21 protein-coding genes are annotated in these 14,593 nt (G+C 42.3%); 13 read left to right on the forward strand and 8 right to left on the reverse strand.

The genetic code is table 11. The annotated features are described in order from the left end of the window. Positions 1-36: 36 nt before the first annotated feature. A complete protein-coding gene (gene ctaG, locus CF394_RS01810) occupies positions 37-942 on the forward strand; it encodes a cytochrome c oxidase assembly factor CtaG (RefSeq protein ID WP_094941555.1) in 906 nt (301 codons plus the stop codon). 21 nt (positions 943-963) lie between these two features. Next, a complete protein-coding gene (locus CF394_RS01815) occupies positions 964-1,425 on the forward strand; it encodes a DUF420 domain-containing protein (RefSeq protein ID WP_094941556.1) in 462 nt (153 codons plus the stop codon). Between the two features lie 36 nt (positions 1,426-1,461). On the opposite strand, the gene ytvI is transcribed toward CF394_RS01815, so the two are convergent. Together ytvI and CF394_RS01825 are read right to left on the reverse strand one after the other, a co-directional pair. Beyond that, on the reverse strand, positions 1,462-2,523 hold the full coding sequence (gene ytvI, locus CF394_RS01820) for a sporulation integral membrane protein YtvI (RefSeq protein WP_243370620.1): 1,062 nt from the start codon (positions 2,521-2,523) through the stop codon (positions 1,462-1,464). Positions 2,524-2,583: 60 nt separating this feature from the next. Then, complete coding sequence (locus tag CF394_RS01825; protein ID WP_094941557.1) at positions 2,584-2,949, reverse strand: YugN family protein; 366 nt, start codon at positions 2,947-2,949, stop codon at positions 2,584-2,586. Positions 2,950-3,082: 133 nt separating this feature from the next. On the opposite strand from CF394_RS01825, the gene CF394_RS01830 reads away from it, so the two are divergent. Beyond that, positions 3,083-4,156: a CAP domain-containing protein gene (locus tag CF394_RS01830; protein WP_094941558.1), complete on the forward strand. Its 1,074-nt coding sequence runs from the start codon at positions 3,083-3,085 to the stop codon at positions 4,154-4,156. Here CF394_RS01830 and CF394_RS16255 read toward each other — a convergent pair. Continuing rightward, a complete protein-coding gene (locus CF394_RS16255; RefSeq protein WP_094941559.1) occupies positions 4,125-4,490 on the reverse strand; it encodes an amino acid kinase family protein in 366 nt (121 codons plus the stop codon). The two genes, CF394_RS01830 and CF394_RS16255, sit on opposite strands and share 32 nt — an antisense overlap. 68 nt (positions 4,491-4,558) lie before the next feature. Here CF394_RS16255 and CF394_RS01840 point away from each other — a divergent pair, with 68 nt between their 5' ends. Next, positions 4,559-4,930, forward strand: a complete 372-nt coding sequence (locus CF394_RS01840; RefSeq protein WP_279327635.1) for a glutamate ligase domain-containing protein — start codon at positions 4,559-4,561, stop codon at positions 4,928-4,930. Here the strand turns inward: CF394_RS01840 and CF394_RS01845 are convergent. Continuing rightward, positions 4,890-5,378: a PaaI family thioesterase gene (locus CF394_RS01845; protein WP_165767427.1), complete on the reverse strand. Its 489-nt coding sequence runs from the start codon at positions 5,376-5,378 to the stop codon at positions 4,890-4,892. The genes CF394_RS01840 and CF394_RS01845 overlap by 41 nt on opposite strands. A gap of 52 nt (positions 5,379-5,430) precedes the next feature. Here CF394_RS01845 and CF394_RS01850 point away from each other — a divergent pair, with 52 nt between their 5' ends. Beyond that, the gene (locus CF394_RS01850; protein ID WP_094941562.1) at positions 5,431-5,880 is read left to right on the forward strand and encodes a YlbF/YmcA family competence regulator; all 450 of its coding nucleotides are present in this window, start codon (positions 5,431-5,433) and stop codon (positions 5,878-5,880) included. Between the two features lie 24 nt (positions 5,881-5,904). On the opposite strand, the gene CF394_RS01855 is transcribed toward CF394_RS01850, so the two are convergent. Continuing rightward, positions 5,905-6,813: a glycerophosphodiester phosphodiesterase family protein gene (locus tag CF394_RS01855; RefSeq protein WP_094941563.1), complete on the reverse strand. Its 909-nt coding sequence runs from the start codon at positions 6,811-6,813 to the stop codon at positions 5,905-5,907. A 104-nt stretch (positions 6,814-6,917) separates the two neighbouring features. Here CF394_RS01855 and CF394_RS01860 point away from each other — a divergent pair, with 104 nt between their 5' ends. Continuing rightward, a complete protein-coding gene (locus tag CF394_RS01860) occupies positions 6,918-7,190 on the forward strand; it encodes a YlbG family protein (protein WP_094941819.1) in 273 nt (90 codons plus the stop codon). Here CF394_RS01860 and CF394_RS01865 read toward each other — a convergent pair. Next, positions 7,185-7,571 carry a DUF7147 family protein gene (locus tag CF394_RS01865; RefSeq protein WP_094941564.1) on the reverse strand — a complete coding sequence of 129 codons (387 nt, stop codon included), beginning with the start codon at positions 7,569-7,571 and terminating at the stop codon, positions 7,185-7,187. The two genes, CF394_RS01860 and CF394_RS01865, sit on opposite strands and share 6 nt — an antisense overlap. A 76-nt stretch (positions 7,572-7,647) precedes the next feature. On the opposite strand from CF394_RS01865, the gene rsmD reads away from it, so the two are divergent. Together rsmD and coaD are read left to right on the forward strand one after the other, a co-directional pair. Further along, a complete protein-coding gene (rsmD, locus tag CF394_RS01870) occupies positions 7,648-8,208 on the forward strand; it encodes a 16S rRNA (guanine(966)-N(2))-methyltransferase RsmD (RefSeq protein WP_094941565.1) in 561 nt (186 codons plus the stop codon). Position 8,209: 1 nt separating this feature from the next. Continuing rightward, positions 8,210-8,689, forward strand: a complete 480-nt coding sequence (coaD, locus tag CF394_RS01875; RefSeq protein WP_094941566.1) for a pantetheine-phosphate adenylyltransferase — start codon at positions 8,210-8,212, stop codon at positions 8,687-8,689. Positions 8,690-8,696: 7 nt separating this feature from the next. On the opposite strand, the gene CF394_RS01880 is transcribed toward coaD, so the two are convergent. After that, entirely contained in the window at positions 8,697-8,906 is a 210-nt protein-coding gene (locus CF394_RS01880; RefSeq protein ID WP_094941567.1) for a hypothetical protein, read from the reverse strand. Positions 8,907-9,027: 121 nt separating this feature from the next. Here CF394_RS01880 and CF394_RS01885 point away from each other — a divergent pair, with 121 nt between their 5' ends. Further along, positions 9,028-10,071 (forward strand): SepM family pheromone-processing serine protease, encoded by a 1,044-nt coding sequence (locus CF394_RS01885; RefSeq protein ID WP_094941568.1) that lies wholly within the window; start codon positions 9,028-9,030, stop codon positions 10,069-10,071. Here CF394_RS01885 and CF394_RS01890 read toward each other — a convergent pair. Continuing rightward, positions 10,061-11,260 (reverse strand): nucleotidyltransferase, encoded by a 1,200-nt coding sequence (locus CF394_RS01890; protein ID WP_094941569.1) that lies wholly within the window; start codon positions 11,258-11,260, stop codon positions 10,061-10,063. The genes CF394_RS01885 and CF394_RS01890 overlap by 11 nt on opposite strands. A gap of 125 nt (positions 11,261-11,385) precedes the next feature. Between CF394_RS01890 and CF394_RS01895 the strand changes: the two genes are divergently transcribed. From CF394_RS01895 to CF394_RS01910, 4 genes are all read left to right on the forward strand, one after another. Next, the gene (locus CF394_RS01895; protein WP_094941570.1) at positions 11,386-11,910 is read left to right on the forward strand and encodes a YceD family protein; all 525 of its coding nucleotides are present in this window, start codon (positions 11,386-11,388) and stop codon (positions 11,908-11,910) included. 21 nt (positions 11,911-11,931) lie between these two features. Further along, positions 11,932-12,105, forward strand: coding sequence for a 50S ribosomal protein L32 (gene rpmF / locus CF394_RS01900; protein WP_094941571.1), 174 nt, complete (start codon positions 11,932-11,934; stop codon positions 12,103-12,105). A gap of 279 nt (positions 12,106-12,384) precedes the next feature. Further along, positions 12,385-13,143 (forward strand): enoyl-CoA hydratase/isomerase family protein, encoded by a 759-nt coding sequence (locus CF394_RS01905; RefSeq protein WP_094941572.1) that lies wholly within the window; start codon positions 12,385-12,387, stop codon positions 13,141-13,143. A gap of 96 nt (positions 13,144-13,239) precedes the next feature. After that, the gene (locus CF394_RS01910; protein ID WP_094941573.1) at positions 13,240-14,592 is read left to right on the forward strand and encodes an acetyl-CoA carboxylase biotin carboxylase subunit; all 1,353 of its coding nucleotides are present in this window, start codon (positions 13,240-13,242) and stop codon (positions 14,590-14,592) included. Position 14,593: the final 1 nt, after the last annotated feature.

A 14,593-nucleotide genomic window follows, 5' to 3' on the forward strand; every position in this document is an offset into this window, starting at 1 on the left:
ACAAGTAGCGACATACTTAAGGAGAGGTGGTCCACCTTGTCATTATCGACTTTTGGCTTCGTAGCTAACTGGAGCCCTTATTTGATTTATATACTACTACTCGTTGTAATTGGTTATTTCTATTTGATAGGATCTGGTCGTTCTCTTTTTAAAGAGTCAGAGCCAGTCGGGACGAAAGAAAAGGCCTATTTTCTAAGCGGAATCATCTTACTCTATATCGTTAAAGGTTCACCAATTGATTTGCTAGGTCACATCATGTTCTCAGTCCATATGGCTCAGATGGCAATTTTACTATTGTTAATTCCTATTCTGCTAATGAAGGGAATTCCTTGGTGGGTTTGGGAAGGTATGTTTAGAAATCAAACCTTCGCGCGTCTATTTAATTTTGTCACGAAACCGCTACTTGCTTTGATTGTCTTTAGCGCATTCTTTTCCATTTACCATATCCCTATGGTATTAGATCAAATTAAGATGAGTGAGGCTTTGCATACTGCAGTCACATTTGCCTTATTTCTAACCGCCTTCTTCATGTGGTGGTCGGTCATTGATGTGACAAGAAATCAGAAGACATTACACGGATTAAAAAAGATTGGTTTTATTATCGGAAGTGCTGTTTTGATTACACCCGCTTGTGCTCTGATTATTTTTGCTAGTAACCCGATGTATGCTACTTATACGGATGCTGATGCTTGGCTAAAAGCTATGGAGCTCTGTGTACCATCCGAAACGTTGTCCGGCCTGTCTCTTTCAGGTCCCGAGTTGTTCTCTGCTATGTCAGCTATTGAAGACCAACAACTTGGTGGTATCATCATGAAAATTATTCAAGAACTGATTTATGCAGTGCTGTTATCTAGAGTTTTCTTTGCTTGGTATAAAAATGAGCAAGAAAATGCAGATGAAATTACGGAACAAGCACTCCGTGACTTGCAAACAAAAGCTTAAGGAATTGAGGGAAGAGCAACTATGTCGTTACCACTACTACCAACGATCAGTACATTTTTTATCGTTTTAAGTGCAGTACTTGTAGCCGTCGGATGGGCTTTTATTAAACAACGCAAAATCGAAGCCCATAAAAAGACTATGCTTGCAGCTGCTGTGTCTGCGCTAACGTTTTTCATCATCTATGTATCACGAACGCTATTTATTGGAAACACCGCGTTTGGTGGACCAGATGATATCAAAATCTATTACACGCTGTTCTTAATTTTCCACATTATTCTAGCTACTACAGGTGCAGTGTTCGGTTTGACGACACTTTACTTGGGACTTAAAAACAACATCGAGAAACACCGTAAATGGGGTCCTATCACATCGGTAGTGTGGTTCTTCGTAGCCATTACGGGTGTAGCTGTATACATGCTACTATATGTATTTTATGAAGGCGGAGAAACCACTTCTGTATTTAAAGCTATACTTGGTAATTAAAAAAACCTTTCTGAACATATCGTTCAGAAAGGTTTTTTAGAGTTTAAAATCAAGTTTGATAATGCCGGCTTCCTTAGCCGTAGTAAAAATGATGACTACTAATGGACCTACAATGAATCCAGCAAGTCCAAAAAGTTTCGCACCAATAAACATGGCAATTAAAACTGCTAATGGAGACAAGCCCATTTGAGCACCCATTACTTTTGGTTCCACAGAACGGCGGATAATCAATAAGATGACAGCCAGTATCGAAAGTTTAGTACCAAGCGCAAAGTTGCCCATAGCAAACGCTCCGATAGCCCAAGGTGCCAAGACAATAATAGATCCTAAAATTGGAATGACATCAATGATCCAAATCACAATCGACATGACGAGTGCATATTCCGGAATAATGATATAAAGGCCAATCAAACTAACAAATAATATAATGAAACTCACTAAAATCTGAGCTTTCATAAACCCAAAGATGACTCGTTTAATTCCTGAATACATAAAAAGGATTTTATCTGCTGTTTCGTTTGAGAAGTAGCGGAAAAACTTTCCTCGTAGCATAGGGAGATCAAGCATGAATAAGAACAACGCAATTAAGAAGACGATAAAGCTGACAAGTAAGCTAGGTAGCTCGGTTGCGAGAGCTGTAATGTTTTCATAATTGACGATGGCTAATAAAGACTCTTGAATGTCTGAGAGAGTGGAATCCACTTCTTTTTGAATGGAGTTGACGACTTCTAGTGGCAAACCTTGTGTCATATCGAACATTCTGTTTTGAATATTGGTCCAGATGCCACCTAAGTCATTTAAATACGAAGGAAATGCTTTTGACCAATAAATAACTCGTGCAATCAAAGATGTAATCACAAAGTAGAACAATAGAATGAACAAACCAAATGTCACTGTATAGTTTATGATGACGGAAGTCTTTCTGGTAACTTTGAAGCGATTTTGAATAAATTCAACAAGTGGTTCTACAAATATGGCTACTAAAAGAGCCAAAATGATGGGAACCGAAACAAGAAGAATGACAAAAGCAAGTATGGCCAAAATGATGAAGATGACCGTATTGCGTATCAGAGGACGATCAAATCGTTTCACTTTCACTACAGGCGCTCCTTTATTTAGGTAATAAAAAAGAGTAGAGCGCAGTCTACTCTCTTTCAATTATGCGTGAATTTCAAATGCATGTAGCTCTGCTTTAATCGCTGCAAGTGTCTGTTCACATGATTTAAGTAAGTGTTTTGGGAACACTTCATCTTCACCATACTCCACACCATGTGGATAATAGTGTTTACCTACAACAGGTTTCATTAACGTCATCATTGCATCATGTGCACCAACGTCGCCATCTGTTGTATACGTGAATACGCGAAGGTAATATGTGCCTTCACGAATTACAAATTTTTTGTCATACGTAGCACGCTCATAGTCCCATGCACCAGCACGTACCATTCCATGCTTGTTCATAATGTCATCCAGTAGATTTAAATCTACTACCATGCCTTCTAGACCAGTATTTTCAAAATACATGGAACACCCTCCTTAAGGTAAATACCCTATTTCTTCTACTTAATAGTAGCGGAAAAGAGCCCTGGATGCAATGACAACATTGTGTCAGAAAGGGGAGCCCTGCTATACTGAAACTAGAAAGGGGTGAGAGCAAATGAACAATCTAGCTAAACTATTTATTGCGACTGCCATTGTGATCTTTGCTTTCATCCTATTTGATCGGCCTGTACAAGAAAATGAGTTGCTAACAGAAGAAAGACAGACAGGACAAGTCCTGCCTCAAGAAAATCTGACAGAGACAACACCTGATTACAATGTTTTCTCTCGACCGAAAGAAGGAGTCTCTACATTTGTAGGAAAGACCATCGACGAGTGGAAAGCGGTTTACGGAGAGGCGCAACGAATCGAACCTTCTCTCTATAATTACGAGTGGCATATTTATAAAGACCGTCTAAACAGCTACCAAATGGTTGGAGTTGAGGATGGTATCATCAATCAAGTGTATGCAGCAGGTGAAAATGCCAAAGTCACACCGTACAAAATTGGTCAAAGTTTAGATGATATTTACCGCTTCACCATTGTACTACCTGAGATTGGTATTGAGCTTGGAGACAGTTCGTACGTTTTCTCCCTAACTCCAGCGGATACTCAGCGGCGGATCCTAGTCCAATATGAAGGCATATTTGCACAACTCTATATAGACACATTTGATAACGAATTAGAAGGGGTGCGCTTCATCACTCCAGAAGTTTTATTGCAGCACCGAGCTTATGATACGTATTATGAGGGTGAGATGATTGAGACCACATATCCGACCTCATCCATCCAAAATGCTGTAGACCGAGCTGCAGAACGAGAATTGATGGATCTTACCAATCTTTACCGATTGAGACATGGTGAAGAACCGCTACTACCTTATCCATCACTTGCAGAGATTGCACGTAACTATAGTGAAGAACTTGCTAAAAGTGAAACCGTCATGCAAGGAGAGTTTGAGCTCTCTAAATACGAAGACAAGTTAGAGGAGTACCAAATCCCATTTAAAAAAGCCGGCGGAAACAGCGCGGCTCTTTACCGTGATCCCATAGAAGCAATTAACGGTTGGATGAACTCGAAAGAACATAGAGAGACCATCTTAGAATCTTCTTACACTCATATAGGAATCGGTGTCTTCTCTGAGTTCTATACACAGAATTTTATAGAGCTTTCGGAACCGGAGACCGAATAAGCGTGCCACTTTCTGATGTCTGAAACGACATGATGGAGAGTGGTATATTTTTTTGTCTAGCAAATTCAGCTGCTTGCTGTTGTAATACTTCCAGTTCGCATATTTGATTGTGATTTAAAGACGGAACGAGCGTTGCAGAGCCTGGTGGATAATAAGCTCCTGGAACATTTTTATAAAACAATGCTTCACACTCAAAGTAGGCAGCATAGAGGAGCGCTGTGAAATCACTACCGCCATGTCCAAATGTTTTTAAGAGACCATCCTCTGAAAGAAAGTGTAACCCTGGAATGATGGTGACCGGAAACTCTTCTACTGTTTGCGAACAAATTTCTATTCTCTACCATTTCTTCAATCCTGTCGCACACGAAGCTTTGTTCAGTCGCTAGTTTAGGGACACTAGGAATTCGGTTCCAAGGAGACCGAATGGTCATCTTAGGCTGTGGGGGAGACCGCGACAGATTCAAAAGATGTGAGATTGCGCAGATTGCTAGTCGTCTCGCCTCTTTAGTGGTTCTTACGCTCGACAACCCTCGAACAGAAGATGCCCTGCAACCTATTTTAGAAATGCAAAAATGCGCACCAGACGCACTCGTTATGCCCGATAGGCGAGTGGCAATCTGGTACGCATTAGAGGTGACTTCACAAAATCAGACGATTTTTATAGTTGGAAAAGGCGATGAACGTTCTATCGAATTTCGGCGATTGCACATTCCGTATAGTGATCTAAAAGTGGTTATCGAGTGGGAAGATCAATCACAAAGAAAGATCCTGTAGCGTAAGCGATGCGGCGGTCTCTAGAATCATAAGCCGATGCTTCTAAAACCATTGTCTGGCTTCCTTTATGTAAATAAGAAGCTACACTATAAACGAATGGTTCAGTTGTTGCCTTCGTGTAGTGGATCGTCAAATTGGTAGTTACCGCACCTTTGCCGGTTGGACGTAAGTCTTTATTCACTAGGAATCCCATCGCATTGTCGATCAGTGTTGCAATAACGCCCCCGTGAGGCATACCGAACGAATTCGTAGTCATCGGGGTGACCGGCATTGTCACTTTGCATGTCTCTTCTGGGAATGAAATATCGAATTGAAACGCTGCATTCACATAGGTGCTATAAACGCCTTGTCGTTTTTTTTCTAGCCCTTGAACAAATTGGTCGAGTAGCTCCTTTTCGGTAGCAGAAGCGGTCTCGTAAAAGTGTTGAATAGAAGTTGTAGATTGCATCTCGGTTTGCCCCTTTATCAAAATTTGGTATGATGAAACGGGAGGGATCATCATGCAGATGTCATCGGACTGGATCGATATTTTTGAGAGTGTAGATGAGTTAAATGAACTTTTCATACATTCTGCTATCGTATCTGCCTATCATAAAGCCCATCAAGACGTCTATTCGACTCCTGAAGTGGCCAAAGTCGTTCACGAATTTTCACGTCTGAAAGAGACGTATGAAGAAGTACAGCGTTTCGGGAAATACCACCCTGACTATAAAACGATCAATACTCAGATCCGTATTAAAAAAAGAGAGATGGACTTGTTGCCTCAAGTAGCAGAACTAAAAGCTGCAGAGAACGATGTCCAAGATCTGTTGGATGAAATCAGTTTACTAGTCGCCCATGCTGTATCTCAAGATATTAAAGTACCTGTCAGCAATCCTTTTTTCCAGAGTGCGACAGGCTCATGCGGCACAGGCTGTGGAACAGGCGGAGGTTGCGCCTGTTCAGCCTAATGCAAAGTCCCTTCGGGGGCTTTTTTATTTGGTTGTATTCTCTAATGTCTCAATAGCAAGGTCTGGACGATCTGTAACAATTCCGTCCGCTCCTTGCTTCACAAGCCGCAACATTTCCTCTTCTTCATCAATCGTCCAGTAATGCACTTTAATGTTCAAGGAATGCAGGAATTCAATAAACCCTTTTAAGTCCAAGCGAATGGACTTGTGTTTCACCGGTAGCTGGAAAACATCTGCTTTAGGGTGATACAGGTGCTTGAACTGGCTCGTATAAGCAGTATAGGCTTTGCGAACTTCTTTTTCTCCAGCACCTAAAGCGACGCGGTTCTGAGCGTACAGATTAAAGCGGTCGATCTGTTCATCGTAGAAGCTCGTCACGACGACACGGTCAAGAGCACCAGCTTCCTCTAGGATTCGCCAGAGTTTAGATGGCATTAAAGATCCCTCATAGGAAGAAGGAGCATCTTTCATATCCATATTGATATACATAAAAGGAAAGCGCTCTAACAATTCATCTAGTGTAAGAATGCGAGCTTTTTCCAGTTCTTCATCTGTGAACTGATCGCGTCCTTCAAAGTTTGCACTAAAATCGATTGCTTGGATAGCCGCTAATGTCATATCGCTCACAAGTCCAGAGGAAGCACTTGTGCGGTCTACGGTATCATCATGGAACACAATGATCTGCTCATCTTTTGTCATGCGAAGATCAATTTCAAATCCATGAACACCAAGTTCTGCTGCTTTTTCAAAAGCAAGTAAAGTGGACTCTGGTCCAATTAGAGATCCGCCACGATGGGCTAGAATGATGGGTGATGCTGTATCTAAAACTTGTTTTTGCGGTCTTGATTGTGGTTTTGACAGGGCTTTAGTTCCTGCCCAAGCAGTTCCTGCAGCTGCTGCAAGGAGCAGTGCAATCTTGCGTTTGCGTGTCATGCTGTTGCCTCCTAGTGATTCAGTTTTCAGATATTCCCTGCTGTGGTAGACTTAACTTACTACGAAAGAGCAATTTGAGCAAATCAAGAAAGTGAGGAATGGCTATGATTCCTAGACAAGGATTGATTGTATTTGTCAACCATCTGAAGCATGCAAAGACATTACGAAAATATGGTCATGTCTATTATATATCGAGAAAATTAAAGTACGCAGTCATCTACGTCAATCAAGAAGATGTAGAAGCTGTAACTGCTAAATTACTGAAGCTGCCATTTGTTAAAAAGCTTATGGAATCGGAGCGACCGTTCATCAAGACAGAGTATGAAAACTCCAAACCGGATAAAGCGAAAGAATACGATTACAAGATCGGCTTATGACAAAGGCGGCAGCAAATGATTCAGTCGCATAATGGCGATGAGAGCTTGATAATAGTGATCGACTGACCCAAACTCGCTAGAATGTTTGACTTCGAGCGTAACAGGTGTCACGTCCAAATCGGCGAGCACTTTTTCAAATGCAAGTTGTCTTTCCATTTTGGGCTCTCTGAAGTCCATGCCTTCTCGACAAATATAGATAGGAATAAAAGGCACGTCTCCTGCTGGCTTCAGTGCTAAAGCCAAGGAGACACTTTTTTTGTCATTTTTTGTTCCATGTAAAATAAACGCGTGATGAATACGGTGCTGATTGGTTTTGGCGAGTTCACATAACTCAAATACATCTCCGTATCCTTCACCTAATTCTATAAATCGTTGAATCATGTTGAGACGTCCTTTCTTATTAAAGCTACTTATGTTAATTTACTAGATATTGAGGTACTTGGAAAGGGGAAGAGTTATGCGTATCGTAGCGGGAACACGAAAAAGCATCCCATTGAAAGCTGTACCGGGCGAGACGACTCGTCCTACGACAGACAAAGTCAAAGAATCATTATTTAATATATTGGGACCTTATTTAGATGGAGAGTCCGTTCTCGACCTGTTTGCAGGTTCTGGAGGTTTGGGACTTGAGGCGTTAAGTCGAGGAGCCGAGCATTGTGTGTTCGTAGAAAAACAGGGGAAGGCTCTGCAGGTTATCAAAGAAAATATTGAGAAAACACGATTTACAGATCAATCTACTGTATTGAAAGCAGACGCAAAGCAAGCGCTAGAACGTCTTGCTATGGAACAGAGCACGTTTGACCTCGTATTCTTAGATCCACCTTATAATAAATTGGATCTTTATAAATTAGCGGATACGCTTTTTACGAACGGTTTAGTAAAACCGAATGGAATCGTAGTTTGCGAACATGCAAAAGAAGCAGAGATCGAATCTCTTATACCGTCCGGTGTTTGTTACCGAAAAGAGACGTACGGCAGTTTATCCATCTCATTTTTTGAACCTAAAGGAGACAAGTAGTATGAAAATCGCTGTAGTACCTGGATCATTTGATCCCATTACAAATGGTCACTTGGATATCATTACACGAGCATCCGTGATTTTTGACAAAATCAAAGTGGTCGTATTAAATAACTCCTCTAAAAATCCACTATTTTCTGTAGAAGAGCGTATGGAATTGATTGCAGCTTCCACGGCTCATTTAGGAAACGTGGAAGCGGATACGTTTTCAGGTCTCCTTGTGGATTATGCAAAAGAACAAAATGCTCAAGCGATAATTCGTGGCTTACGTGCCGTTTCTGACTTTGAGTACGAAATGCAGATCACGTCTATGAACCGCAAATTAAACGACCAAGTAGAAACGTTATTTATTATGACGAAAAATGAATACTCTTTCCTCAGTTCGAGCATTGTAAAAGAAGTTGCAAAATACGAAGCGAACCTGCACGAATTTGTTCCGCCACCTGTGGAGAAAGCACTTCGTGAAAAATTCAAGAAATAGCTACTATCTAGTCGAGCATCAGTAACAGCCAACCTAATACTGCTACTGTCACGATACGAGACAACCAGTAGGGACCAAATGAGATACCTGAACCTCGGACCAACAGAAAATTTTGCAAATGAATACTTAAACTAGAGAAACCGAGTACGATTCCGTAATAGACAAGCGGAGCATCAAGTGAAGCCAGTTGTCCCATTCGCGCTGAGAGTTCGAGCATTCCATACAGCAACGCTCCTAAATAGGAAGGGAGTGTAAGGGACTGGAACCCTCAAAAATAATGGAACACCTTGCGCATCTCTTTATGGATTCGACAAGAGACAGGGGAAGGGAATGATCATATGATGAAGAAATGGAGAGGGCCGCTTCTACTGCTGGCTATCTTGTTGTTTCTATTTTATCCGCTGGATTATTATATTTCGAAACCGGGTGGAGCATACGAACTATCTCCTATCGTTCAAGTGGAAAATCAAGATTCAGGGGATGAAGGGGAGCTTCGACTGTTGACGATTGCTCTTTCTAAAGCTACTCCGGCAACTTATTTGTATCAGCGTCTGAAAGATCCTGAACACTTGATGGAAGCCAATCAGATACGCCGTGAGGACGAAGATGATGAGGCCTATGAAGTCCGTCAGTTAAAGTTGATGTCCAACTCCCAACTCAATGCCATCAAAGTAGCTTATGAAAAGACGGGTGAACCCTATGAACTGATTAACAATGGGTTGTTTATCTATTCAGTAGTTAAAGGAAGCCCTGCAGATGGAAAGTTACGACCTGGAGACCGAATTGTAGCGATTAATGGAAATGGAGATGTCAGTGAGGCAACACTTCAGGAGTTCATTCTGACAAAAGAAGTAGGAGATACGATCGATCTGACAGTTCAAAGAGATGGAGAGACTCGTGAGGAACAGATTACGTTAGGTAGTATTGAAGAAATTCCCGATCGCCCTGCAGTGGGAATCTCCTATCAGCAAGATCAACAAATCACTACAGAACGTGATGTGTCCTTTGAATCAGAGGAGATTGGTGGTCCTTCAGCAGGCCTCATGTTCACTTTAGAAATCATGAATCAGCTTTTAGAGGAAGACATGACAAAAGGTTACAAAATTGCGGGTACTGGAGAAATTTTAGAAGACGGGAAAGTTGGCCGCATTGGTGGCATCGATTTGAAAGTGGTAGCGGCTTCAGATGCGAATGTAGACTTTATGTTTGCGCCAGATGATACCATTGATCCTGAAATCTTAAAGCAGAATCCAGATCTTGTGAGTAACTATCAATTGGCTGTCGACACAAAAGAGAAGCTGGGTCTTGACCTCGATATCATTCCGGTGAAAACGATTGATGATGCACTTGACTACTTAGAAAAACTGCCCCCTAAATCTTAAGGGGCAGTCTTTTAAATTCGCTTCCGACAAGCTCATGGACTTCTCCAGATTCATAGCCTAAATAGTAAAGATCCGAAGCCTTTGTGTCTTGTCTAAGAAACTCAGAAGAACTGCTTGCCAGCCGAGATACAATCGGCAGCGGACAGTCTTTTTTTATTTGACCCAAATACTGCTGCCCTTTATCTGTTCTCCCGAGCAGTCGAACCGCATCAGGTAAAGTGGTTGTGCGCGATGATTCTTGGAATCCTGTATAGATATGTGTCATCATACGCTGTAAACGAGTCCACGTGTACCGTTTCGACTTCAAGCGGTGCATAAACTCACTATAAGTTGCAGAAACTAGAGCGTGTTTTTGAATGGCGTGTTCAATACCTTCCGATACTTCTGCAATGTTCCGCAGCTGCTCGGGGCTGTTTGATAAGATGGCATAGCGAAGCCGCGGCCAGAATTGTTCCCAGCTACCGTATTGTTGATAGTGCTCATACCAGCCTGTGAGCGCTTGTAATGTTTCTTTGGGTACAAACTCTCCAGGTATCTCCATCATCTCAAAAAGTGCGTGGCGAATACCCGTAGCGCTTGCAATAGATTGTCCCTGACGTATGAAATCATGGTATCCAGCTCCAATTCTCTCTATCGTTAGAGGTTGAATCGAATAAGATTGGCTGAGAGCCGCTTCCACATAGTGATACCCCAGAATGTTATTAGGTTGTGATAGATCTACGAATTCGTTTGAATCCTGTGCAACTGCAAGAAAGGCATGCTGCAAAGCCATCGGATAGCTGTTGCCAGCTTGTAAAGACTGCCGAATGGCGTGGTTGTATTTGTCGCGGTTTGAATGAATTAGGTGATACGTATCGAGAAATGACTGGATTTTGCCGTGTTCGCTCCCAAACACAAACGAACTACATCCTAGCTGCTCAAGCAAATGGATGGATCCAGCAGCAAATTCAGTAGCAGATGCCGTTGCATAGCGGTAGGGAAGTTCAACGACCAGGTCTACACCGTTTGCAAGAGACATCCCAGCTCGTGTCCATTTATCGACAAGTGCAGGTTCTCCTCGCTGCAAAAAATTGCCTGACATGACCGCCACGACAATGTCTGCACCAGATGACTGGCGGGCCTGTTCTATATGATAAGCATGACCATTATGAAACGGATTGTGCTCAACTACAACTCCTGTTGCTTTCATTTTTCATCGCCCCTTCGTATACTAGTAACAGTATACGTAGAAAGAAATCAGGTGACAAGAAATTATCTTGACATCTATTTCAGCACGTTATATAATCAACTTTGTTGTCTTGAGGTGATAAACGTATGAAATGGACAATTCATCAATTGGCGAAATACCGTCGCAGTCAGATGGAAATTGACGAAGAAGTTCAGCTTCCTGAACTGATGACTCGAAATCCGGAGATTCGGCACGTATCACCCGTACATGTAAAGGCCCGTTGTACAGTTGGTGCAACGAGTTTAACTTGTCACTTCCAGTTAGAAGGGCATCTCATCTTACCAAGTTCTCGGACATGGGAAGATGTAAAATTTCCTTTTTCGATTGATTCAACAGAAATGTTTGATTGGTCGGAGCATGCAGAGGAAAGTGAAAACGTTCATCTTGTTGAAGGTGATGTGATTCACGTAGATCCTGTATTAGAGGAATTAATCCTTTTAACGATACCTCTTCAAGTCTTTGAAGACAATGCAGACGAGCGCAAGCCGGAAGGTGGAAGCTTTTGGAGTTTTGCAACGGAAGAAGAGCTCGAGGAAAAGGAAGCGGACGAACAAAAAACGGATCCAAGACTTGCTGAATTAGCTAAGTATTTTGATCAAACAGACGATTAGATCTGTAAGGAGGTGCCATCAATGGCTGTACCATTTAGAAGAACTTCTAAAACTGCAAAAAGAAAGCGTCGTACGCATTTCAAATTATCTGTACCTGGTATGGTAGCATGCCCTAACTGTGGTGAAGCAAAATTGGCTCACCGCGTATGTAAGTCATGCGGACACTACAAAGGGAAAGAAGTTGTAAGCAAATAATTCAGTATTTGCGCAGCTATGTTTTAGAACATAAATACTGATAACTTTTTGAGTTATCCGTATAATAAAGACTACCAGAGAGACCATGGCTCTTTGGTAGTCTTTTTTTATATTCAAAAATAAAATTGAGTTTCTCATTAAAAATGGGGGACTCCGGGAGAATAAGAGGGATTCCTGAGGCCCCGGACGTAAGGAGGAGACTTAGGAACCCTCCTCCGGAAAGCATCCCATTTTTAATGAGAAACACACAAGCAAGATAGTCTATTTGGAGGGATGATTATGAGTTTTCGTATTGATCAATTAGACGGTATCGTCCAGTTTCAAATCACCAGACCGCACATACATAACGCAGTAAACTTTGAAGTCATGGAGGGGCTCGAACTCTTCTTAAAACGCTTGGACCAGCCAGATGTCCATTTTGGCGTCATTACTGGAGAAGGAAACAAAACATTTTGCAGCGGAGGAGACTTAAGTGTCTTTCACTCGGTTCGAACAGAACAAGAAGCCTATGCGATCCATCAACGTATGACACATATCCTTTACCGCTTAGCCACGCAACCTGTACCCGTGATTGCATTAATTAATGGCACAGCTATCGGAGGCGGTGCAGAGATTGCAAGTGCTTGCGATTACCGTTTAATGCGAAAAGATGCAAAAGCAGGCTTTATCCAAGGCCGGCTTGCAATCACCTCTGGGTGGGGTGGAACTACACTGCTCCAAACGAAAGGAATGGCATACGATAAACTTTTGAAGCTTACAACAGAGGCAGAGCCACTTGTAGCAGCCGAGCTTGAAGAAATCGGCTGGGTAACAGAGAGCTTTGAAGGGGACAAATGGGCAGCTTTCGCCGATTTCATTCACAAAATGAAAACCCGTCACCCTTCCGTTGCCAAAGCTTATAAGTCTATTTTGACAGCTCCTTTAAAAGAACGAGCAATTCTTGATCGGATGTTAGAAGAAGCACGAGTTTGTTCCGTATTGTGGGAACAACAACCTCACCATGATGCAGTAGCGCACTTTTTAAACCGAAAAAACTAAAAAGTCCGGACAATTTGATTTATTTTGTCAATTGATAGTTGAAATCGCTTTCATCTATCGTATAGACTTAAAAAGTGTGGGAAGGGGAGAAATGGATTGAAACGTATATTAATTGCAAATCGGGGAGAAATCGCAAGTCGCATCATTCGTACATGTGACGAGATGGGAATCGAAACCGTAGCGGTCTATTCAGAAGCTGACGCTGATATGCCTTTTGTCAAACAGGCAACTCGCGCACACCTTATTGGGCCAGCACCTGTGAATCAATCCTATCTTAATAAAGAAGCTATTATCCGCATAGCCAAAGAAGAACAAGTGGATGCTATTCATCCCGGTTACGGCTTCTTATCTGAAAATGCGGAGTTTGTTCGAGAAATTGAAGCAGCAGGAATTCGGTTTATTGGACCGTCTGCAGAGACGATTGACAAGATGGGGGACAAGATTGCCTCGCGTGACACTATGAAAACAGCTGGAGTTCCAGTTGTACCAGGAACGGAAGAAGGCCTTGCAACTGTGGAAGAAGCGGTCGAGTTTGCAAATGCGATCGGCTATCCTGTTATGCTAAAGGCTTCTGGTGGCGGCGGTGGTATTGGTATGGTGAAATGTGAAACTGAGCAAACGCTCGCTCAACAGTTCACAGGAATCAAAACCCGAGCTAAAAATTATTTTGGCAATGATGCCGTGTTCGTCGAAAAATTTGTGGAACCAGCTCGTCATATCGAAGTTCAGGTATTTGGAGACTATAAAGGGGACGTCTTCCATCTATTTGAGCGCAACTGTTCGGTGCAACGTCGCAACCAAAAAGTGATTGAAGAAGCACCATCGCCGGCTCTAAGCCAAGAAACGAAAGACAAGTTGTATGAAGCAGCCGTTCAAGCAGCAAAAGCTGTGAACTATAAAAATGCCGGGACCGTAGAATTTATTATGGATGCCGATGAAAATTTCTATTTCTTAGAGATGAACACGCGACTCCAAGTTGAACATCCGATTTCAGAGGAGATCACGGGGACAGACCTTGTAAAATGGCAACTGCTCACGGCAATGGATCAACCCCTCCCAATTTCGGATCAAAGCCAGTTGGTTATAAAAGGCCATGCCATCGAGTTCCGTCTTTACGCGGAAGACTCCGAGCGCTTCATGCCTTCACCTGGGAAGCTTGATGTTTTGCGATTCCCTGAAGGCGAAGGGATTCGTATAGACAGTGGGTATGCAGAAGGGAACTCTGTAACACCTTATTACGACCCGATGATTGCAAAAGTCATCGTGTCAGGCAAAGACCGTACACAAGCTCTTGAACGGGCACAAGCACTGTTAGAGAATTTAGATGTACAAGGTGTTAAATCAAATGTCGCGTTTTTCCGTTCGTTTATCCAATACGATGGATTCAAAGAAGGCGACTATGCTACAAACAGTATCGTTTTATTCAGAAAACAACCAAAGGAGCAATGAC

Origin of the sequence: Tetzosporium hominis (assembly GCF_002265435.1) — a bacterium.
Lineage (GTDB): Bacteria > Bacillota > Bacilli > Bacillales_A > Planococcaceae > Chryseomicrobium > Chryseomicrobium hominis.